The organism is Bacteroides congonensis (assembly GCF_900130125.1).
Classification (GTDB): domain Bacteria; phylum Bacteroidota; class Bacteroidia; order Bacteroidales; family Bacteroidaceae; genus Bacteroides; species Bacteroides congonensis.
In genome coordinates this window covers 272,463-295,626 of the sequence record NZ_FQXY01000009.1, presented here as the reverse complement: position 1 = coordinate 295,626, position 23,164 = coordinate 272,463, and the positions used below count along the sequence as shown (strand labels likewise).

11 protein-coding genes are annotated in these 23,164 nt (G+C 43.3%); all 11 read right to left on the bottom strand.

Annotated features, from left to right (window positions below):
- Positions 1 to 2: 2 nt before the first annotated feature.
- A complete protein-coding gene (locus BQ7997_RS07770) occupies positions 3 to 2,474 on the bottom strand; it encodes a fimbrial protein (protein WP_073345211.1) in 2,472 nt (823 codons plus the stop codon).
- Positions 2,475 to 2,495: 21 nt separating this feature from the next.
- Positions 2,496 to 3,464 carry a FimB/Mfa2 family fimbrial subunit gene (locus BQ7997_RS07765; RefSeq protein ID WP_073345209.1) on the bottom strand — a complete coding sequence of 323 codons (969 nt, stop codon included), beginning with the start codon at positions 3,462 to 3,464 and terminating at the stop codon, positions 2,496 to 2,498.
- Between the two features lie 3 nt (positions 3,465 to 3,467).
- Positions 3,468 to 5,018, bottom strand: a complete 1,551-nt coding sequence (locus BQ7997_RS07760) for an Mfa1 family fimbria major subunit (protein ID WP_073345207.1) — start codon at positions 5,016 to 5,018, stop codon at positions 3,468 to 3,470.
- A 60-nt stretch (positions 5,019 to 5,078) separates the two neighbouring features.
- Positions 5,079 to 6,620: a DUF3868 domain-containing protein gene (locus BQ7997_RS07755; protein WP_073345205.1), complete on the bottom strand. Its 1,542-nt coding sequence runs from the start codon at positions 6,618 to 6,620 to the stop codon at positions 5,079 to 5,081.
- Between the two features lie 7 nt (positions 6,621 to 6,627).
- Complete coding sequence (locus BQ7997_RS07750; RefSeq protein ID WP_073346446.1) at positions 6,628 to 7,215, bottom strand: DUF3575 domain-containing protein; 588 nt, start codon at positions 7,213 to 7,215, stop codon at positions 6,628 to 6,630.
- 432 nt (positions 7,216 to 7,647) lie between these two features.
- On the bottom strand, positions 7,648 to 10,299 hold the full coding sequence (gene mgtA / locus BQ7997_RS07745; protein ID WP_073345202.1) for a magnesium-translocating P-type ATPase: 2,652 nt from the start codon (positions 10,297 to 10,299) through the stop codon (positions 7,648 to 7,650).
- Positions 10,300 to 10,431: 132 nt separating this feature from the next.
- The gene (locus tag BQ7997_RS07740) at positions 10,432 to 11,799 is read right to left on the bottom strand and encodes a HAMP domain-containing sensor histidine kinase (protein WP_044654779.1); all 1,368 of its coding nucleotides are present in this window, start codon (positions 11,797 to 11,799) and stop codon (positions 10,432 to 10,434) included.
- Positions 11,796 to 12,482 carry a response regulator transcription factor gene (locus tag BQ7997_RS07735; RefSeq protein WP_073346444.1) on the bottom strand — a complete coding sequence of 229 codons (687 nt, stop codon included), beginning with the start codon at positions 12,480 to 12,482 and terminating at the stop codon, positions 11,796 to 11,798. The genes BQ7997_RS07740 and BQ7997_RS07735 overlap by 4 nt, the downstream gene beginning before the upstream one ends.
- Positions 12,483 to 12,624: 142 nt before the next feature.
- Positions 12,625 to 15,477: a glycoside hydrolase family 2 protein gene (locus BQ7997_RS07730; RefSeq protein ID WP_073345200.1), complete on the bottom strand. Its 2,853-nt coding sequence runs from the start codon at positions 15,475 to 15,477 to the stop codon at positions 12,625 to 12,627.
- Positions 15,478 to 15,512: 35 nt separating this feature from the next.
- Positions 15,513 to 18,794: a glycoside hydrolase family 2 TIM barrel-domain containing protein gene (locus BQ7997_RS07725; RefSeq protein ID WP_073346441.1), complete on the bottom strand. Its 3,282-nt coding sequence runs from the start codon at positions 18,792 to 18,794 to the stop codon at positions 15,513 to 15,515.
- Positions 18,795 to 18,957: 163 nt separating this feature from the next.
- Complete coding sequence (locus tag BQ7997_RS07720; protein WP_073345197.1) at positions 18,958 to 23,157, bottom strand: beta-d-glucuronidase/beta-L-arabinofuranosidase; 4,200 nt, start codon at positions 23,155 to 23,157, stop codon at positions 18,958 to 18,960.
- Positions 23,158 to 23,164 lie beyond the last annotated feature (7 nt).

Below are 23,164 nucleotides of genomic sequence, written 5' to 3'. Positions count from 1 at the left end.
TCTTATTGATAACCATTTTGTGAAATAATCGGATTTCCAAGGGAAACTGTTAATCCGGACTCTCTTGCCAATAATATCTCAACCGTAAGATTAATGGCACTCGGACTATCATTTTCCGGGATTTCTATTGAGACAGGATACTCATATTTATGTGATTCAGTATTTACTTCGGTGCTGACACACTTTGTGGCACCTGCATAGCTGATTCTCAAATACAATTTTCCGGCAGGCATGGTTACATCTGTGGGGGTAAGTTGAATGGTTGTCTCGTAAGTTCCTCCCTCCTGAGGTATATTACCAGAACTGCCTAATCCTGTTTTGGCACGTAAATCATATCCGCTTTGTGAAACAGTGAGTAAGAGACTCTCTGCCCGCCCGTCCAAACCGATGCCTGCCACTCTCACTCTAAATGAACGTGGCGAAGCACTTTCCTTACGTTTGACATATACAGAGATATTCTGAGTGTTACTGCCGTGGGTAGTATGTATGCTGCCACCTCCGGGCTCAAATGAAAAATCGTTGGGAGATGCTGTTCCCATTTCCGAACCTGATGTTACAAGTGTTGCCGTCCAATAAGGAATATTTGATATAATGCCGAAGTAAGAGTTTCCACTATTCTCGGTACCCTGATAAGTGGGACTGACAATATTACCTATCTTCATCTGGCTTTCTGGTATCTCATTGCGCACACAACGGATCATATATGCATTTTGTCTGTTTATACCATTTTGAAGTCCAGCTTCCTGTGATTGACCGGAGAATTTGAATACTGAGGCATCATTTGCCCAATACCATCCATTGGAACGATCTCCCTTGGAAATGCCGTCCGTATCCCTATACCGATTATGTGGAGAAAGCAACCAATGGAAAGAAGGGTAACCGTATGAATTATTTTCATTATCAGTTGCCATTATCAGAATGTTATTCTCATCCGAAGTAGCCATATGCCACTGTCCGTTATCCACAATTCCCAAAGTCTTGATTTGAGCTTCAGATAGTCCGGCAAGTTTGCAAGGATCTCCCAATCCTTTCGCAATCTGGACTGCCGTATTATTTTCAGGTATTTCACCAGTATCCTGATAAGGAATGTCCGCCCATCCCTTGATAGTTAAAGGGGCGTATGAGCCCGGATACCAAAGTACATCGTTCAGTTCATTAGCATTGTCGGGTGCTGCAAATGTTTTCCCTTCTTCCGATGCGCTGTGTATAGCTATCAGGCTGCCGTACTTGAACAGGACATCTTTGTATCCCGTCTCCGAATGATATGCTTTCAGTACACCTGAATAGATGGTAAAGTCATTCCATATATTCACATTTTTGGATGTATCGGCTGTGGCGTCATAATCTGCCGCCTTGTCACTCACTATTACCAGTCCGTCAATAGGCTTCCAGTTGATTGTGATATCATGTTCCTCCATTGCCACTATTTCCGCATAAAGTCCCATTGCACCCATACCGGTAATGGTGGCGTATATCTGATAATGGTTATTTCGTGTCAGGTTATGGTTTTCAGGGGGATTCTGCCCGATATCTAGTAAATAGATGCAGTTTAGTACCTGCGTACTTCCATTTTTAAGTATGCATTGTGCGTCAATCTTGAGATAGGTTGCTTGTGAAGCATTTTTAGGTTCGGATAACAAGTGCTCGGGGATATAAGTGGCGGGAATTGTTATGAAATCTACGTTATCAGGAATGGTGTATTTATTTCCATTTATTATATATGTACCGTTATTATCGAGTTCGCCTGTTCCTGATATAGTAAGGTCATCCGACCAAATATTTTTCGTATATGCCTGTCCTTCTCCTATGGTAGTGGCGGCTGGCATACGACATACCTTGATTGACAGTTTGGTTACCTTAAAATCCTCATCCGGATTGGTTATATTTTTAATTGCTGTAAAGCTAAGACGGGATACCATACGGGTTACTTTAACCGGTAGTTCCGTCATTTTAACATTATTAATTGTGACTGTGGCATTTTTCCCGTCACTGCGGGATTCTACATAGGCATGTTGCACATTTCCATACATGGGTGGCGGAGCAATGATACCTACTGCGGAGAATGTCACATTTTCTATTTCATTCTCCCGTGTAATGGCGTTGAGTTTTTCCGTAAGTTCCTCTGTTTCATTACAAATGATATAAATGTTGTTGTATCCCCGTGCCGCCCTTATTGGAGCGGTATATGTGTCATCATCATTTATGGAAGTGTCCGAAACACCATTATACACCAGTTCATCCTTGTCATTAAAAACAATCGCACGTACGGAACTTATGACTTTATCATTATCGGTAGTAGTATTGCGTGTCCCCATAGTAATACTTAGAGGTATTCTTTCTCCTTCGTAAATACGTGCACCTGTCGGTTCATTCTCGTTTACACAAGAATCAAGCAACAAGGCAAACGTCGTCAAAAGCAAGACAACTGCCGGAAATTTTATGTTTATAGTTATATTCATCCTTAATCGTGCCAAAATTTTGTTTCAAAAAACGGCTTACATATCCGTTGGCTGAAACCAATACGTCCAATTGTTGACGGTTATGCTCAATGCAATGTAACCGTTCTCTTCCTTGTCTCCAATACGGATATTGATGTCCCACTGATATCTGCGGTCAAGATATTCCTGCTCATCCATCATTTCCGGTTTACTCATCAACAGGTAATCAATGAGGTTTATTGTTGTTTTACCTCCGATATCTATTGCTTTTCCTGAAGATTTTTCTGTGATGGAAAAAGTCATATCGCTATCTTTGACAAGCCTGAGCGTATGAATCCGGGTGTGGAAAGATACTCTACTGTCCTCCTCTTCAGGACAAGGATAATAAGTTATGTTCTTGTTTTTCTCTCCAAAATTATTTTTATAGTCATAAGAACTGTTTGCTGCTATCAGTTGTATATCATATTTTGAAACATCAACAGGGTTGCTGCTCTGTGTAATACCTATCGTTATATCGTTGGTATTGCGCACCAAGCTGACCGTTTCCGTATTGCCGCTATTCTCTAACGAAAACATTTGCAGAGAACTGCTATGCCATAACGCATCGAGATGATTGTTGCTTATGTCATTTTCAGGTTCATATTTCAATGTCAATTTATCTATCGGAGTGCCTGCGGTCATTATCGGTAATGAATAAAAACTGTCTGTTTTTCCTGCCCACACAACAGCCGTACAGCCTTTCAGACGATAAGGTATCAGCATACGATAGTCCGGACTTTTCAGCAGACTGCCATTTTCGGTGAATGTCTGTATATAGCTCCCTTCTGCATCAAACACAAAGACCTTTACTTCTTCCACTTGATCGGCAAACCAGTTTTCGTTTGCCATGTTATAGTCATACCGGAACTTCAGAAAAAGATCACACTGTTCGAGGTCGTCATGAAGGACATCGCAACCGGTAATCCCTGCCGCCATAAAAGCGGCAAGGATTATTATGTATTTCTTTATGTATCTCTTGATTTCCATCTATTAATGCAAATCAACACCTTGTGTCCAGAAAGTCCATGGATTGATAGTGATTTCAACAGATAGATAAGCGTCTGCTTCATCATCATCGGTATCCGGTGGTGTAGGATTATTTGGATCAGGGTCGGACGGATCGGGAATCCACGGTGTTCCGGGGCCGCTCACACTCTGAAGCTCAAGGTGATACCAGTTGTTGCGTACTACACCATATCTACCTAAAGCCATTTTGGTTGTGACATTTTGGTCGTGACGGATTAAAACGTCATAGTAGCATACTGATGCGTGATAGTAACGTACAGCGCAGAAACGTCCGATAATACCGGTTTTCTCATTGAAGTCGTCAACAGTAAGATCTGCAATCGCCTTATCTATGTCTGCAACACCCTCTTCCACGACGCCTGCTTTTTTCAAGAATATAGGCAAATCTGTTTTCAGTCCGCCGCCAGTGGTTTCTTTGTATGCTTTTTGAAGCCCTTCTAGTGTATAATAATTACCTTTCCAAGAGAAGTAACTGGTATTTACAGTCAAATCTTTAGGAGTATACCGAGCTTTTACCACCACCTTGGTAGTAAATCCCAATTGCTGCGCTGCCGCATCCATAGTGTTTTCAAGACAATACAAACTTGTTCCATCCGTCTGCTTCACTTCAGGCATAGTTTCCGCTGTATTATTGATGTTTTTCAGATAATTGAAAGCTGCATCCATGTTAGCTTCCATATTTTCACTAATATCAGGCTGTTCGCTCAGCAGATAGTTCTTATCCCGACGATAAACAGCCCCTTCTGTAGCATTGTCATAAGGAATAAGATCACTATATAATTTTACACTCTTATTGGTAACACTTAATTCCCAACCACCAAAAGTAAAATTGGAACCATCTGGTTTTGTAAAGTCTGGTGACTTAACCGCAACCTCAACTTTGGCACTCAACCGGTCTACATTGATTTTAGCAGGAGTATTTTTGGCGTTAGTCTTTGCCTGATTCTCTGCTTCCGGGGTATATTCAGTCGGTTTAAACACATTCGACTTTACATCTGTTAATGCTCCAGCATCAGTGATACCTGCACTCGCCATCATAAAATTCTGGTCGCCCGTAACATTGGTAATAGTCGCATCAATAGCAGCATTAATCGTGTTCCAAGGTTTACCCTTTACGACATCTTTAGATAAATCCCACCCAGCACTATAAGGGTTGATAACCACAAATACTTTCTCAGTTTTTTCCGGCACTAATTTAGCTTCACTGGCTGCAGCAGACGGATTCCCTTCTCCTCCGCTGTTTCCAACAGTAGCACCACTAAAGTCAACCACATCAAGGCATACATCATCCTTGTCAAATAATAGAACAGTTACAGTCCCCGCTCTACTTTCCCCTGAAGTACCCGGTTTTGTTGTTGCTCTTGTAGTAGCTATATGACTTTTAAGCGAAAGCGACAGATACGCTTTGCCATTCAGGTCATCACCCGGAATGTTGTTTTCCCCTGCTTCCTCACTACTACAACTGGCAAGCATAAAAGCTGCCAACGTTGATAATAGAAAACTTCTTGTTTTCATCTTTTTAAATGTTTAAATGTTGTAAATGAAATGATAATTATAAATGATAGTAAAAATAAATCAATAGTCTTGTTTGTTTATTGTCCGGATATTGTCTCTACCTTTAGCCAATTCCTCGAGATTAAGACGTGCTTGTCTCAATCCAGATTCGGCAGCTTTATTGAGATATGCTTCTGCTTGCTCATATTCCCCTTTCAATAAGTGTAACACTCCCACTGTGTTTTCATACTCCGGTACGGAAATCTTTGTTTTCCTAAGATATTCTTCTGCTAATACTGTATCTCCATGTGAAAGTGCAGCCGAAGCGGCATTTAAATTGGCAACCTCATCGTTAGGAAAGATTCTGACGGCTGTTTCAAATAGTTCTATAAATTCCGGTGAACCATTTTCGTAAGTAAGAGCTACTTGATAGATTTCATTCAGGCTCAAATCTTGAGGTCGACTATGAAGTAGTATTTTTGCCTGTTCTATATTAAAATTCTGAACATTATATTTTATCTTACATATTGCTTTACGTAAATGTGGATAATACTCGTTGAGCATATATCGATATGGCTCACCATGTTTATATAGCATCAATGATTTTTTACGACTAGTATTTGTATGATAATTTATAGCAGCCGGTGTATTATCAATGATATGAAGAATATCCTCTTTCTCCATCATATCAGATTCTGCAACCATCTTGCGTAATCCATCCCAATTTTCACCGCCATATTCCACCTTGTATAATTCTTTAGAAAAAGAGAAATGAGGGAGCAGGTAATTGACAAGTGCTTTCGCACGTCCTTCGGAAAGTTGCCTGTTAAAAAGGAAAGAGCCTTCCGGTGAAGCATAACCGATGACCGATATCTCACGAATCGTTATAGTTGTATCATTTTTCACTTCAGCAAGCATGGAGTCTATCTTTTCCAACTCTACCGGATTGTTCATATAATCCGGTTTTATGTCGGTTTTAGAGACGACAAAGTCCAAAAACGCTTCGCATGACATCTCACGATTTTTAACATGTTCCACTTGTGGTTGAACGTAGCTGATATGTGGAATAACTTGATACGGAATAGCAAGTTGTTCCAAAGCAACAGTACTAAAAAGAGGAATTGTCGATAGTAACTTGCCCGGTCGGCAACAACCTGTCACTTCCTTTTTGATATCCAAACGCGCATCTTTCATCCATGGTTCGAATGGAATGACCAATGAATACCGGATTTGTTCTTTTCCGGTTGTTCCATATCCTTTTACAACACGATATGGAGCTTCCGACTGGTAAAAATCACGTTCCTGTGTATTCATTAAAGCCAATTTACGTTTCAGGCCTTGGTAATTACTACGGCCTTTGACAGAGATTTCCGGCAATTCCATTTGGTGGCTTGTAGTAACTAATACCGGTATCAGTTCTATTGAATGATTGGAACTGACTTTTATTTTATCGAAGTCGTAAAGCATTTGAATATGTAAAGAATCTCCCACTTGTTGTAGTTTAAGAGCTTCTGGGTGCATAGTTCCTTTATACCATTTGTCTGGCAGGTTTTCTCCATATAGTAAAGGAGAAAAGAGCAGTGACAGAGTCAGTAACCATAAAATTGATTTAGCTTTTATCATGTTTTTATTATTTTATATGAAATATAAGTGAGACTGCGGCTTTAGTCGGTCCGAAATAGTTGCGTTTTTCCGTTCCGGTTTTTTCACCACAAGTCTCGCACCTGAACTTGTCGTAATGAAGCCGGACATATCCCATGCCTATATTCGCTTCGAGACTCCAACGATTGCTTAGGAGAAAATGGTAGCCATACGAAAATCCTCCGCCTATCCCCCATCCTTCATAACGATGGCGTCTGGAATCATCTCCGAATAGAAGTGGCAAATGATGACCGGCTATGTTGTACTGTCCTCCTAATATATGTATTCCCCAAAAATGTCCGCTGAATCTTTCACACGTCCAATAACGATATTCCGCAGAACCGAGCCAGTGTACCAGTTTTTTGTTTGAGGATGATTTGCCGGATGTAAACCAGTTAAAGCCGCCACCCAGTTCTACTGTACTACTTGGTGAAAGTCCGAACTCGACTCCAAGATTAGGTGAATTTGAATAAATCCCGTAGAACAGATTTGTTTTTACCGCTACTTTTTGAGCTGAACAATGCCCTATGCTTCCCAAAAACATCAAAAGTAGAATTATTATGTCATGTATCTTCATCAAATGTATATAATAGAGTGTTTTTTGTTTATGCTTATAATTAATATTCGCTGCAAATATACAAAAGAAATATAGATTAAAATAAAACGTTCTGAAATTGCACACGGATTCCGAAATTTCGTTCAAAACAACTTCAGATTCATTCAAAATGAGAAACTAATCTCTCTCATAAAAGACGTATTCGGTAGATATTGTTAAATCATTATCCATCTATTCGGTTAACTTCTGTGACATACAGCGTATATATACATGCACAAGACAAACGATGTATAAAATAGGTTATGTATATTTATATATCGCTTGAAACTTCAACTATCCGTTCATTTGTTGGTAAAAGAGTTAAATAGATTTCTATAATGTGGTATCAACAGGAAGAATATCCTGCTAATACCACATTAATTGATTGTCAATTTTTCAGTAAACCTACTATTATTATAGCCAACGTACAAACTTCCTGATATACCAATTCTTAATAACTTGCGTCAAGATACAATAAGAAAGCAGAATACCTATCAGCCAGGGGAAATAGCTTAATGGAAGAGCCTGCAATCCAATGGAACGTCCGAAAGCCGTGAAGGGTATAAGAATGCCGACTGCCATGATTAATAGCGTCATTCCCATTACAGGCCATGTTGCCCGGCTTTGTATAAACGGAATTTTTCGTGTGCGTATCATGTGGACAATCAAAGTCTGTGACAATAGTCCTTCAACGAACCATCCGGTCTGAAACAAGGTCTGATGCTCGGGACTGTTACAGCTAAAGACATACCACATGACCAAATAGGTGGCAATATCAAAGATAGAACTGATAGGACCGATATAAATCATAAAACGGCTTAAATCAGACGCATCCCATTTACGCGGCTTCTTCAGAAATTCCGGATCCATACGGTCAAACGGAATGGTTGTCTGCGAAATGTCATACAGCAAATTCTGAATAAGCAGATGTATCGGCATCATCGGAAGAAAAGGCAGGAATGCGCTTGCAAATATCACGCTGAACATATTCCCGAAGTTTGAACTGGCTGTCATCTTAATGTATTTATTGATGTTGCCAAAGGTCTTTCGTCCCTCCAGCACACCATCTTCCAACACTAGCAAATCTTTCTCCAACAAGATAATGTCGGCACTCTCTTTCGCTATATCTACCGCCGAATCCACAGAAATTCCAATATCTGATTGCCGCAGAGCACCGGCATCGTTAATGCCGTCGCCCAAGAAGCCAACCGTATTTTCCTGCTCTTGCAAAAGAGAGATTATTTGTGTCTTTTGCAACGGGGTCAGTTTAGAAAATAGCGTAGTGCTCCTTACCGCTTCTTTCATTACCGGTTCATCCATATTCTCGATATCCATCCCCGTAAGAGAACGGGTAGTGTCGATGCCTACCTGACGGGCAATCGCCTTCACTACGATGTCATTATCTCCTGATAATATCTTGACCTCCACTCCATGTACATACAATTGCTCTATCGCTTCGGCGGCAGACGGTTTAGGCGGGTCAAGAAAAGCAAGATAACCTATCAATACCATTTCTTTTTCATCTTCGACTGCAAAGTTTCCGTTCTTTTCGATAAAACTCTTTTGGGAAACCGCCAGTACTCTCATTCCCTGCCGGTTCATTTCTTCACTTATCTTTTGTGCCTTGACTTTCAAGTCGCCAGTCAAAGGATAAATCTGTCCGTCGAATTCCGCATATGTACATACATCGAGAATTTCTTCCACCGCCCCCTTAGTGATAATCTGCCGTTTGCCCAAACGGTCTTCTATAACTACGGACATTCTCCGGCGTGTAAAATCAAAGGGGATTTCATCTACCTTCGTATAATCATCCTTCAAATGCTCCAAATTCAGTTCTCTTACGTGGGAGAGAATCGCTTTATCCATCAGATTCCTTAATCCGGTCTGAAAATAACTGTTGAAATAGGCATGGCGAAGAATACGTTTACTATTGTCACCGCTTCCATCTGCATTTATATATTTCTCCAACACTATTTTGTCACAAGTCAGTGTCCCTGTCTTGTCCGTACAGAGTATATTCATGGCTCCGAAGTTCTGAATCGCGTTCAGGTTCTTCACGATTGTTTTCTTTTTCGACATGGCTAGCGCACCTTTGGAAAGATTGGTGGTGACAATCATCGGAAGCATTTCCGGTGTAAGCCCTACGGCAACGGAAATGGCAAAGATGAAAGCCTGAAACCAGTCTCCCTTTGTGAAACCGTTGACCAGAAACACAAAAGGAACCATGACCAACATAAAGCGAATCAACAAAAAACTAACTTTACTGATTCCTTTATCGAAAGCAGTGGTAGCCCTATGCCCCACCAGACTTCTGGCAATAGTGCCCAGATAAGTCTTATTTCCCGTCTCAAAGACGATTCCTTTTGCAGCACCACTAATCACATTGGAACCCATATAACAGATATTATCCAATTCTACCACGCTCCCACTGCGGTATTGCTTTCCCCTGACTTCCGGCAATTTCTCAATAGGTTCTGATTCTCCGGTCAGTGATGCCTGACTGATGAACAGGTCTTTTGACTCGATAATGCGGATATCAGCCGGAACCATATCTCCGGCAGCCAGATAGACAATGTCTCCGGGAACAAGTTCCGTAATATCCAACTCTTCTTCCTGAGCCCCCGCCCGTTTTACCAAACACGTATTCTTTACCATCTTCATCAAAGAGTCGGTGGCTTCGCTTGCTCTCCACTCCTGCCAAAAACGCAGAATAGCACTGAACACGACCATAGACGCAATAATGATGACACCCGTCCACTCCTGCTCTCCCGGTGAAGCCATGAGTACATCCAAAATCAGGGATACAACAGCCAGTCCGGTGAGAACTCCGATAAACGGATTTATAAATGTCTTGATAAACAGGATAAAGGGATTCTTTCTCTGCTCGTGAACTACTTCATTCTTTCCATAGGTGGATTGACGTTGTTCCACTTCTCCTTTTGTCAGTCCGAGCCGGGTGGTCTGCAAATATGAATAGACAGATTTGCCCGGTTGGGTAGCAACCAGAAAAACTTTTTCTGAATTGAATGAGTACTGCGGTTGGCGCAATTTCTTCTTCCACATCATAATCTCTTATTTTTAAAGTTACGAATTGCATTTTTTCAATCACGATGCAAAGGTAAGGACAGCTCCACCGGGAAGCTGTTAGAGATATATTAGAGTGGTATTAGAAAATCATTAGAATATTATCAGGGAGTGTCAGATATGAGGGAGCTTTACCACAAAAGTAGTGCCCTCGCCCTGATGGGAAGATACGGTCAGTTCTCCTTTATGTAAATGAATGATTTTTTGAGTCAGAGTCATGCCGATGCCATGCCCGGAAGCAAAAGCTTTGTTTTCTCCACGATAGAATAGCCGGAACAGGTTCTCCTTGTCCTTGTCGGAGATTCCCACGCCATTGTCCGACAGGCGAATGACAGCCGATTGTTCCCAAAAGGAAATCAGCACGAATGAGCTCCGGTTGGAAGAATACTTGCAGTTGTTCTCTATCAGGTTCACGAATGCGGTAGTCAGCAGATAATTGTTCCCGACAACAGTCAGGACATTGTCGTTTTCAGCTTCCTGATCGAATACGAGTTCGACATGATATTCCGGATGAGCTTTCAACACTAACTCCCGTGCGTCCAACAGCAATTCATCCAGACGGACTTCCTCCATCTTGATTTGTTCCGATTGGTAATCCGCCTTGGCAAGGTTCAGTAGTCCGTCAATCAGCTTGATGATTCGATGGGCGTCCTGCAAAGCATTACCGATAGCTGACTGATACTGTTCCGCTGTACGCTCTTTCAGCAATGCCAGATCCAGTTCCGCCGTAAGCGCAGCCATAGGAGTACGGAGTTCGTGGGAGACATTGCTTACAAACATTTTTTGTGAGTTGAACGATTTCTCCAAACGTTCCAACAGGTTATTGAACGCAATACAGAGTTCTCCTAATTCATCCTGTTCGTTTTTTACGGGAAGCCTTTTGTCGATATGGGATGCGGTGATATTTTCCGCTTCCTTCACAATGCTGCGTATCGGCTTCAGGGTACTTTTAGCAAGGATATAGCCTACAACTGCCAGTATTGTCAGTCCACCGATAAATAACAGGATTAACATATTCCTCAAAGCATCCCGATTGGCATACCCATAGCCGTCATAGGCGGCAGCGGTAACGATATATTCTTTCCCTTCAAAGGTATAGACAAGTCCTACCGCCTGATATTCATTGACATAGAAATTGATAGTCTTTCGTTTCAAGATGCGGGTGACCATTTCAGGAGTTTCCTTGATTATATCATTTTGGAGAGCGTCATGGTATAATATCCGGAAGTCCGGGGTATAGACAGCTACTTCCACCTCATTGATAAACTGCCTGTTATTCAGATAAATGGATTGCATCGTTGCGGCATCCACTTGATTATTCAGAAAAAGATGCGCCTTTGTTATCGCTTCACTTTGCAGATTCCGAAAAAAGGCATTGCTGCGTGAATGTTCACTCACGTAGTAGACAGCTATAACGAATACAAGAAATACCGCTGCGGTCAGTCCTGCATATTGCAGGGTCAGCATTGTCCTGATTTTCATAATTTGTCGGTTAGTATGAAACCCATTCCGGCTTTGGTGTGGATGAGTTTCGGTTCAAAATTCCGGTCTATCTTTTTGCGAAGGTAGTTGATATATACGTCAATGAAGTTAGTTCCCGTATCAAAATGGGTATTCCATACTTTTTCGGCTATTTCAATCCGACTCAATACTCTTTCGGCATTCTCTACCATATAGAGCAACAGGTTATATTCTTTGGGGGAAAGTTTGATAGATATACCGTTCCGTTCTACATTCTTGCCTTGCAAATCGATACGTAAATCTGCATAGGAAAGTTCATGCGGCAAATCCTTTTTATCACTATTTCCCCGTTTCAACAATACTTTTATCCTTGCATTCAGTTCCCTGAAATCGAAAGGTTTCACCATATAATCATCCGCACCGGCATCAAACCCGTCCAACTTATCGTCAGTAGCCCCCAGTGCCGTCAACATCAGTATAGGAATACAAGAATTTACTTTGCGTATTTCCTTGCATAACTCAAATCCATTCATTTTCGGCAGGACAATATCGGAAATGACCAGATCGAATGAATGTGCCTGAAAAAGCCGGAGTCCCATCAGACCATCATATGCCACCATTACCTGATAGCCATTCTCTTCCAGACCGTTCATCAGCAGATTAGCTACCCGGGGTTCATCTTCTATAATCAATATTGTGTACATAGGAATAATGCGTGAATGATATATATCGGCAAAAATAGTAAAAACCTGCCAAAGCCGGCCCATATACAGAAAAATATGCCAAAAGAAAGTAGCATTCTCTCTTTTGGCATATTCGTTCAGTTGTATTTGAGTACTTTTATTCTTATTCTGTAAACCGGAAAACGATTCGTCCCGTTTGCGGACCATTCACCCACTTGGGTTGTGAAGAAGGGCCGCACAAGTCCGTAGAGTTTACTTTGTTACGTACGGGCGGAATCACGTTCAGTACGGAGATTCCACTTTCGGGAAGCGTGTAAAGCAAACGGTCACGACCGTCACGGGGTTGATATATTCCGATGTAAGTGCCGGGTGTTTCGTTTGTCAGGCTGATTGTACCCTCTTTCGTGCGGATATTCATCCAGGAAACATCTCCGAAGTAACCTTTGAACTCAGGATAAGTAAAGGTTTCACCCGGAATAGGGTCGTTATAGTCATTTTCCCAAATATCGTATTGTGTACCATGAATACGATTTTGCCATACACGATAAGGACCTGCTCCTAACCAGCGTTTACTGATTACTTGTTCTTCAGGATAGTCGAAACAGATTCCCATCAGGTCTACTACGCCGGAGAAGTTATAAGTATAGTCGAGTGTAACAATTCCGCTCGGATTGATTGTCCATTGGGCTTTATCCAAGTTTCCTAATTTATAATTAGCGGTGATAATTAGGTTGCCGCCGTCTTCCCTTACATCAAGTTTGGTAAATACGGCCGCATCGGGAAATTCGCTGTAAGTGCGGTCTTTTTCCTTAGACTTTTCGTCATCGTGATTATAGAACTGGTCCAGTGAACGGTCTGCGCGACGGGCACCGATGAAACGGGGACCGTTGGCAAAACTGATTTTGCGGTTGTTTACAGATACACCTTTCAACTGTCCGTCTTTTTTAGAAAAGATAAAAGTGCGATTGTTTGCTTTTACTGTGAGAGCATTTTCCGTTTCGGTGTAAGTTGCTTTGCCGGATAACGGAGAAAGTTCCTCTTTTACCTGATTCAATTTATCTATCGGGAATGTCCAACGCCAAAGTTCATGACCGTATTTGTCGACAGCCGTCACAAAGAGAGCGTCCGCATCAGGGAGAATGGTTGTTTTAAGATCTAATATGCCTGCTGAATGAGCGGCAATATCACTACCTTGCACTTCACCTTGTTTTACAACTTTAGTGCCGGCATTGGGAACATCTGTCGCTAAAGGGAATTTCACTTGTTTCCAGAGGAAACGGCAGGTGTTCAGATTCAGGTAATCATAGCGGTTTTCTACGGATAACTTGCCGTCGAATTGCCTGTCAATAGAAGTGTCCATTATTTGTACAGGACTCCATAACTGCTTGATAGTGTAATAACTACCTTCCTTTTCGTGATGCGGGCCTACAATACCGTCAGCACCAAAGTTACCTTGATTATCAATGAAGCCGTCCATATCTACCCGTTTCACCCCTTCGTCTGCCAGTACCCATAAAAAGCCGCCGATACAACGGGGATGCTTGCGCATCATTTCCCAATAATCATACAATCCGGCACCGTGCCCGCCATCATACAAGCCGTGAAGAAATTCAGTGGGCATAAAGATTTCCGGCAAGCGCATATAGTTCTGACTTTCCCCATAAGAACGATAATGCATGGTTTCAAAACCGGAGAAGTTACCTTGCGGATGAATGACCGGACGTTTCTGCGGGTCATATTTATGGAATTCTCCGTCCAGTTCCGTGTTCCATCCTTTTTCATTGCCATTGCTCCACCAAATAATGGAAGGATGATTCACGTCACGCTCTATCATACCTTCAATCAGGCGAACTCCGGTCGGAGTATCATATTTGCCATGCCAGCCACCCAGTTCGTCCATCACATATAATCCGAGAGAATCACACGCTTCCAAAAATTCAGGGTCAGCCGGATAATGGCTCAGACGAACAGAGTTCATATTCATATCCTTCATTAAAAGGACATCTTCGATATTCTTCGCTTTGCTCAATGTACGCCCGCTTTCCGGGCGGAAGCTATGGCGGTTGACACCACGCACATTGATACGTACCCCGTTCACATAAAGCCCGTCACTTTCGCGTACTTCGATAGTGCGGAAGCCGAATGTTTCCGTTTCGTTATGCAATACTTTGCCGTTCTTATCCAGTAATGAAAAGTGTGCCTTATAGAGATTCGGTGTTTCCGCTGTCCACAGGGCGGGATTAGAGACGTTCAGTTGGATAGAAGTCCAGTCTCCACCGGCTTTTACCGGAACAGTCGTTTCGGTCAGTTTCTTGCCTTTGCTATCTGAAATCTGTGCACGGACACTCATTCCGTCATTCGATATATTCGTATAGCAGTTCGCACGGAACGAACCATCCATTTGCGCATCAATAGCAATGTGACGCAGATTGACGGCAGGCTTCACTTCCAGAAATACAGGACGGAAGATACCGCCGAAGTTCCAATAGTCGGCACGGCGTTCGGCAAGGTTCACACTCGCGTTCTCACTTTCTTTGGATACTGTTACTTCCAACAGGTTCTTTTTACCATATTTCAAGAAGTCCGTAACATTATACGAGAAACGGTAGAAAGCTCCCTGATGTTTCGAGCCGACCTTTCGCCCGTTCACTTTCACTTCCGTATCTGTCATGGAAGCTTCAAAGACAAGATTCACTTGTTGTCCGCGAAACTTTTCGGGAACTTCAAATTCGTACTTATACATGCCCTTCTCGTCGGCGATCCCTTCGGGAAAAGCTTTACCGTAAAAGGTGATTCCGTACTGATAAGTACCAAAGCCTTGCAATTCCCAACAGGACGGAACGCCAATCTTCGTCCATTTGCCGGAGTTGCGTCCGTCGGTACAGAAGAAGTCCCATTCTACCATGTCATCGCATCCGTGGCCGGAAAGGTATTGCCGTTCCGTCTGAGGAAGATTCTGAGCAGCCAGGGTAGTTGCCAATGCCAAGGTTGATAATAAAGTGGTTACTTTTTTCATTCTTACTTTTATTATTGTGTTAGTTATTTAATAATTCATTTTTTAGTTATACGTATATGTAAGGTATGTTCCTTCTTCCCGATGGCATATTTCTTCAAGACGCCCGGGCCGCAACTGCTATTCCCTAACCCGAGCACGGCGGCATCCAAGCTGAGAATAACTTCGGCATGTGGTTTTAAATAACAATCATGTGTCTCTTTGTACAAGTCCTGCGCGGTATAGTGCAAGGCAGATGCTGAGAATACCTCTTCCACCGCATCTATACGGATGCCTTTATTTTGTTTGTCCGTCAGCGTCAGATAATGCACTTCCTCTTTATTCCCACTATCCTGCGGACGGGGATAATGCACATACTGCTCATCTATCGTTCCTTTCCACAGTCCTGTGGCGGCAGAAGTTTTACGATCAGGATAGTTGTCCTGTGGCCCTCTTCCATACCATGTAAACGTATCATAAGACGGAGAAAGACAGAACGCAATCCCCAATCGGGGCAGTTCGGGAAGTACTCCTTGCGGCAGGAAAGTTGTTTTCAGGTCAATCGTTCCGTCAGAACAGATAGTATAAACTGATGTAGTCGTTATCTTGCCTTCTTTATATACATTATTTGTCCGGACTTGAACAATCACAGCTCCATCTTCGCGCAACTGATGGTCGAAAGATTCCAGACTAATCTGCGGATTATCCATCCCATGCAATTTCCAGTCTTTCGCCAACCAGTTTCCAAAACTCTTATCATTATCGGTCGGAGCACGGAAAGCCTGTGTTACGGGTTGAACCGGAAAATCGTCGGAGTGTGCCAACATCTCTTTACCATTATAAATAAGGGAGGTCATGCTTCCGGTCACTGTCTTCTTCCATTGTACGGAAAAGCCGCGTCCGCTGACTTGCAGAGTTTTATCATCCTCTTTTATTTGTAACTGTCCTTTATTAGCAAAACCGGCTGATAACAAATCGCCTTTTTGCAAACAGAATTGTTCCCAAGCTACTTCATGTCCCGCTTTTGCCCAAAGAGCATCTGATTTCAGGACGATACTCACTTTAAGCTGACAATCAGCAGCAGGCTTTACAACATCTTTTCCTTTATTCCTTTTGTTGGAAGAGCTTTTGTCTGATAATGAACGGAAATCAGGTAAAGTCATTGTTCCTGTTTTTCCCGGAGCAACTTCGGGCAATATCAATTCCCCATGTTCTTTCTCCTTACCATCCACAGATAATGTCCACAGACAACGATACGATGATAAATCAATATGATGATTCCGGTTGGTCACTTTCAAGGCTCCATTCTCCATTCCCAGCAGAACCGGAGCATATACTTTCTTCACTTCCCAATATTTGGGCGTAGTTTCACGGTCGCTCATCAACAATCCGTTAAAGCAGAAGGCTTTCAAATTAGGCTTGTCACCGAAGTCACCGCCATAAGCTACCATAGTACGCCCGTCGGGTAATGTTTTATAAATCCCCTGATCCACCCAATCCCAGATAAATCCGCCCAACATGCGCGGATTACTGTATATCTCGTCCCAATATTCCTTGAAATTACCTAATGCATTCCCCATAGAATGGGCATATTCACTGGTCATTACCGGACGATTATCGTTAATACGTTCCGCAATCTCCAGTAACCGTTCCCAACGTGCATTTTCCGCCCGTTCCTTGTCTTCCCCTTCAGCAATACCCGGATTCAGATATTCCTGTTTCACCCGTGTATAAAAACGGCTGATTACGTCCACTGTCTTCGGGTCAGGATTACCGTCCGTTCCTTGCGCACCTTCATAATGCACAGGACGGGTAGGGTCAAAATCATGCAACCATGCCGAGATAGCCGCAAAGTTAGGGCCATAACCACTTTCATTTCCCATACTCCACATTACGATACTTGGATAATTCTTATCACGTTCAGCCATACGGACAGCGCGATCCATAAATGCAGCATGCCAATCGGGAGTACTCGCCAGTGTCCCCCGCAATCCATGCTCTTCAATATCCGCTTCGTCCATCACATAAAGCCCTATGCTGTCACAGAGTTCATACCAACGGCTTACATTCGGATAATGACTGGTACGCACGGCATTGATATTAGCCTGTTTCATCAGAAGAATATCTTGAAGCATACGTTCGTCCGTCATGACACGGGCTGTGCGAGGATCATGTTCATGGCGGTTTACGCCCCGAAAACGAACAGGATTGCCATTTACCAGCAGTTGCCCGTTCTCTATTTTAACAGAGCGGAAACCTACCGGCTGCTCTACTTGTTCTATCACTTTCCCGTCAGAATCTTGCAGTGTAAGATACAGCCTATATAAATAAGGTGTTTCCGCCGTCCACCTGTGAGGGGATTTGACAACAGCCGACAGACGTCCCGTTTTGCGGGAACCACGTTGCGGATACCACTCGTTCATCCGGCTTGCCTTATGCTCCAAATCGAGTATATCTTCCACGTCTCCTTGCAAAGTTACCACATCTTTTCCGGAAGCATCTTTCAAAACTCCCTGTATAGTATAACCTTTACCTGTGAATCCTCTATAAACACTGAATTGCGGGTCTACCTGAAAAATAAAGTCCTGATAATTGTTCGTTGACAAGGGCAGTGTACGTACCGCATAGTCACGGATACGGATGTCCGGCGTATGCATCAGATGGATACTGCGATGAATGCCGCCGAAGCGCCAAAAGTCCTGATCTTCGAGATAAGAACCGTCACTATAACGGTAGACTTCCAATGCAATCTGATTTTCTCCGGAGTACAGATACTTTGTGATATTGAACTCACTCGGTTCCATACTCCCTTGGCTATACCCTACCCGTTCACCATTTATCCAAACATAGAAAGCACTCATAACACCTTCGAAGCGAAGGAATGTCTGTCCTTTTGCCGTCCAATCAGCAGGAAGAACAAAAGTACGGCGATACTGCCCCACCGGATTCCTCTCCTTATAAGTAGTGTATTCCGCTTTCGGTTCACCCATCACACGGGGCGGGTCAATCTTGAACGGATATCCCGCCGATACATAGATAGGTGTGCCATATCCGTTTATTTCCCAATTGGCGGGAACCGGAAAGTCTGTCCAGTCCCTGTCATCAAAGTCCGCCCGATAGAAATCAATGATTTTTTGGTCAGGAACAGGAGTCCACCGGAATTTCCACATTCCATCCAGACACAGGGAGCAGTCCCCCTTTTGTTCAGTAAATGGCGTAAATGCCGCCCGTGCCGGTTCCCGGTTGATTTGCAGTACATGATGATTTTCCCAATCATGTACTGTTTGTGCCTGTATCGGACAAGCTATCAATGCCCCAAGCAATAAAGTATATATTTTCATTCGTTCTTTTTTCTTCATATCAAATAGACGGACAAAACGTCATTTTGTACCCTTTTCTTTGATTGAAATATTAAATAAAAAGCGGGGCACCGGAAGTATATTCAAACTTCTTTGTGCCCCGCTTCTATTTATTACTGCTTATATGCCTGACTTCTTAAAAGCCTTACTGAATATCCAATGCGTCGAACGCCAAACCATCCATATTCTCAGCCGAAAGCAGCACTTTGTAATGTCCGGCATTGATAAATGTGCCGGTCGTGGTACTCATCATTTTCCACTTGTCCGGTGTTTCCGGAAAAGTAAGGATATCCTCTTTCAGCACTACACCTTTCGCGTCAATGAACTTCATCAATACAGGGATTGGTTTTCCGCTTGTATTCATATATTTAAAACGAAGGGCATAGACTTGCGCCAATCCGGTGGAGACATTCCATTCGATACTGTTACCCTTTCCTTTGCTGAAAAACACCCCTGTCTGTTTACGGTGTTCTTTCTTTTGGAATTTACCTTTCAACGTAGCGGCTTCCGCTTCGTAGGCCACGCTGACACGGGCGTTCTTATCTTCAGGAAGAAGTTCTTTCGGCGTTTTTTCCATCACTTCCTTACTTGCTTTTTCCCAACTCCAATCGGACGCGGAAAATTGCGCTGGCTTCAAATCCATATTTGTGGAAGCGATGGCAATACCTGAAATCAAGGCCTGTCCCGCTTTCACTTCCGGAAAGTGTATCCTCAATGTTCCACCTTTTACTGTCGCATACACCACTTTCTTACACACTCCGTCATGTCCGCTTTCCGCCCATATATCCAAATCGTCCAACACGACAGAATCATTCACGGCAACATCGAAAATACGTAATCCTTCACAATCAGTGGAAGCACTTCCACCTGTTCCATGCCAAGGTTCCGTGAAATATAACTCAATGCGATAGGTACCATCTGATACCGGAAAACGGTATTCCAGTTGATGCCGTCCGAAACGGAAATGTTGGAACAATGCCCAATCATGAGTACCGCGAATCGGGTCGTTGGTAATACGTTGGCTTGCAAGATAAGGATTCAGTCCCTTAAAGTTTTCTGCCCACGAACGGGAATAATTCGTATTGTCCTGCAACCATGATTGACCGAAACTGTCTGTATAGTTATCGCCACCGCAGTTGATACGATAAATATAATTGTATCCTGCTTCCCCTTTCAATACAGGCTTTTCTTCCTGATAAAGAACTTCGAAATCAGGGGCTTGCTCCAGTCCGTCAAGTACTAACAGGTCTTCCGCAACAGGTTTTCCTTTGTAGTAACCTACGGCACGAAGGACATTGTAACGGATGTCCCGGTTTTCCCACATAAAATGAGTACCTGTTCCGTTGTTCTTTTTACGTCCGAGAAAAGTGGATTTTTCATCAGTCACACCGTTATATAGCAATACTGAGTCACAGTTACTATAAGCCTCGATAGTGGCACGACGGCGTCCTTTCTCAAAACGGTTTGTCCATGTATGGGATACCAGATAGACCATCGGGTCTTTTGCTGCCGGAACGTAATTCGCACGATACATATAATAGACGTCCAACGGCTCTTCCCAAGGGGTAACCAGTCCTTTATAATTGAACGGCCCTACTTTATCTATTTTACGATATGCTTCATCCGGCTGTCGGCGTCCGGGATTGTCATGGCTGCTGAATATCCATTGGAATTGTCCGCAGACGCTATCTTTAGCCTGTTCTGCCAGACGGATTTTAGTTTCCATCAGTTGGCACATACGGCTTTCACTCCATATTCCGTTGACTTCAAAGTCTCCCGGTTCCGTATGCAGGTCGATACTTCTCCAAGCTCCATACTCCCCGTTCAATAATTGGTTGGATTGAGAGAGTTCACGACCATATTGAGCCACATCTCCGCCATATGTACCACTCCAATTCTGAACCACATTCCAGTCCGTACCTTCCCCGCCATTGCAAGTGGTGATGATACGCATCGTACGTGCAGTCGGATCCATTTCACGGATGATTTCACTGCACTCTTGCGCGAACTCACGAGGTAGAGTACTCTCATTCTGTAATCCCCACATCACTACCGACGGAGAATTACGGCGTTCTTTTACCCATTGGCGGAGCAATCCCTTGAAGTTCTCACGAAATTCCGGTGTGTCATACCACACATGAGCCGAAAATTGCGTCCAGAACAAGACACCCTCTTCATCCCAATACTTCTGATAATCGAGGTGATGCGGTTGATGGGCGTCACGGAAAGCATTGAAACCTGCCGCACGCATTTGTTTTACTCTTGCGGCTACCTGTTCCTTGCTGAAAGCATGGCTTTGCCCGAACTGGTGTTCATATTCGCATACACCATTAATAAATACCGGTTTTCCATTCAAATAGAAACGTCCGTCTCCGTCATTGCGTTTCACCGGCCAACTTATAGTACGGATACCGAACGGCGTAGAAATCTCATCCGTCGTTTTCGTGTCACGCTTAATCATACTGGCAAGTTTATAGAGATATGGATTCTCCGTATCCCATAAAACGGGTTTCCCGACAGGAGACTGCTGACAAATCACTTTCATTTCTCCCGGAGCCAACGTTACTTTCTCCATCAGACGGAAAACCTGTTTGCCATCCGCATTACTCAGTTTATTGACCAACTCTACAGTTTCAGTTGTCTTGCCATAATTCTTAACTTCTGTCTCTACAAAAACATTCGCTGCCTTTTCATCATTCCAAATATGTACGCCGAAAGGCTCGATACGAATCTCGTCCGTTGCTTCAAGCACCACAGGGCGGAAGATACCCAACGGTTGGGAGCCTTCACTAAATCCCCATTCCGAGGAACAGCCGCCGCATACCCAAGGCATATCCGCTATCATTTCCGGATGCCCGGCCTTTACTTCCAACCGGTTGGTTCCTTGTTTCAAGGCATCGGTAACATCCAATGTCAATGTAGTACGTCCCACAGGATGGCGACCGAAATCCTGCCCGTTCACTTTAATGGTAGCATATGTACCCACTCCTTCAAAACGGAGAAAATACCGCTTTCCTACTTTCTTATCTGTAGTGAAATCCTTCACATACATGGCAGTTCCGTGCATATTTCCATGCGTTAACTGACGGTATCCGTAATAGTCATCCCAATTATGGGGAATATTCACTGTTTTCGCAGGCATCATGAAATTACCCTTTAAATGGGTAGCTTCTGTAATCCAGGTTTTCCAGCCCTCATTCAATTCTGTGATAAGTCTGCGGTTCTTTGTTTCCGCTTTGGGGAAACGAACAGCCGAGCGTCCCATCGGCTTGCTTGTAGCAATAGCGATGCCGCGCTGTTCTGCGTTATTGACCGCACAATAGAAATGATAGACTACTCCGTCATGTTTCACCACATAACTTTTATGCGCAAACAGTTCATCATAGTTCTTGGAAGGAATAATCAAATCCGCTCCCTTCCAGTCCGTCCAGTTCACCAAGTCATAGCTGGCGGCAAACGTATTGAATGCCTTGTATTTTCGTGAAGGTTCAAAAGCGGAGAAATAGAACATCACATACAGATCCCCCATCTTTTGGATATGTGCGTCTCCTGTAATCGTTCCATCCGCTTCATGTGCAAAGACCGGATTTCCTGCGTACCGCTTCCATGTTTTCATATCCTTGGAGAGTGCGATTCCTACACGTTCCCCTTTCAAATCCGTTTCGGGATGACGGCCGCCCGCATTGTAGAACATCACAAACGGTGCTCCCAATGTTTTGTCTTTATCCCAATAAACAGTGCTTTTATATTGAGTCAGTTTTTCCCACCATTGCGCATCCTTATCATGGATACTCAAAATCGGTTTATCCAATGACTCCCATTCATGTGCGGTGGAAATGTCTCCTTTCGTAGATGCCAGACCGACAAAAAGCGGAGCTTTCACAGCTTCGTAACCAGTGCCCTCGCCACCTATATAAGTCATCCAATGACGACCTTTATACGTTTGCAGTTCATAGCTTCCACCCCACTCCATATCCGGCAATGCGGGAAAACCGCCGCGCTGGTTGCAATCCCATTTACCGTCCCGATAAGAAAGGATGCGTCCCAAAGTACGCCATTCGAGCAGGTTTTCACTTTCCGCTATCCATGTCTCGTATCCACGGCCGTCCGTACCGCTCTTGCCATTATAAACGACATAAGTCATTAACCACTTGTCGCCCTGACGAAAAACGGTGGGACAGTCAATCTTATGATAATTATCCGCCGGAGCGACAGCAAGCCCGTATTTATACGGTGTCTTCACTTCCTCGTAAATCTGTTCCATCCGTTCCTGCGGAACTTCATGTTGCGCAGGAACGGACAGGGCAGTTACCATACAAGAGATTGTCAGTAATAATCTTTTCATTATCCAA

Excerpts from the sequence above, each read along its gene's own strand:
- BQ7997_RS07750 (WP_073346446.1), bottom strand. The coding sequence starts at position 7,215 with ATGAAGATACATGACATAATAATTCTACTTTTGATGTTTTTGGGAAGC.
- BQ7997_RS07735 (WP_073346444.1), bottom strand. The coding sequence starts at position 12,482 with ATGTACACAATATTGATTATAGAAGATGAACCCCGGGTAGCTAATCTG.
- BQ7997_RS07730 (WP_073345200.1), bottom strand. The coding sequence starts at position 15,477 with ATGAAAAAAGTAACCACTTTATTATCAACCTTGGCATTGGCAACTACC.
- BQ7997_RS07755 (WP_073345205.1), bottom strand. The coding sequence starts at position 6,620 with ATGATAAAAGCTAAATCAATTTTATGGTTACTGACTCTGTCACTGCTC.
- BQ7997_RS07765 (WP_073345209.1), bottom strand. The coding sequence starts at position 3,464 with ATGGAAATCAAGAGATACATAAAGAAATACATAATAATCCTTGCCGCT.
- BQ7997_RS07760 (WP_073345207.1), bottom strand. The coding sequence starts at position 5,018 with ATGAAAACAAGAAGTTTTCTATTATCAACGTTGGCAGCTTTTATGCTT.
- mgtA (WP_073345202.1), bottom strand. The coding sequence starts at position 10,299 with ATGATGTGGAAGAAGAAATTGCGCCAACCGCAGTACTCATTCAATTCA.
- BQ7997_RS07725 (WP_073346441.1), bottom strand. The coding sequence starts at position 18,794 with ATGAAAATATATACTTTATTGCTTGGGGCATTGATAGCTTGTCCGATA.
- BQ7997_RS07740 (WP_044654779.1), bottom strand. The coding sequence starts at position 11,799 with ATGAAAATCAGGACAATGCTGACCCTGCAATATGCAGGACTGACCGCA.
- BQ7997_RS07720 (WP_073345197.1), bottom strand. The coding sequence starts at position 23,157 with ATGAAAAGATTATTACTGACAATCTCTTGTATGGTAACTGCCCTGTCC.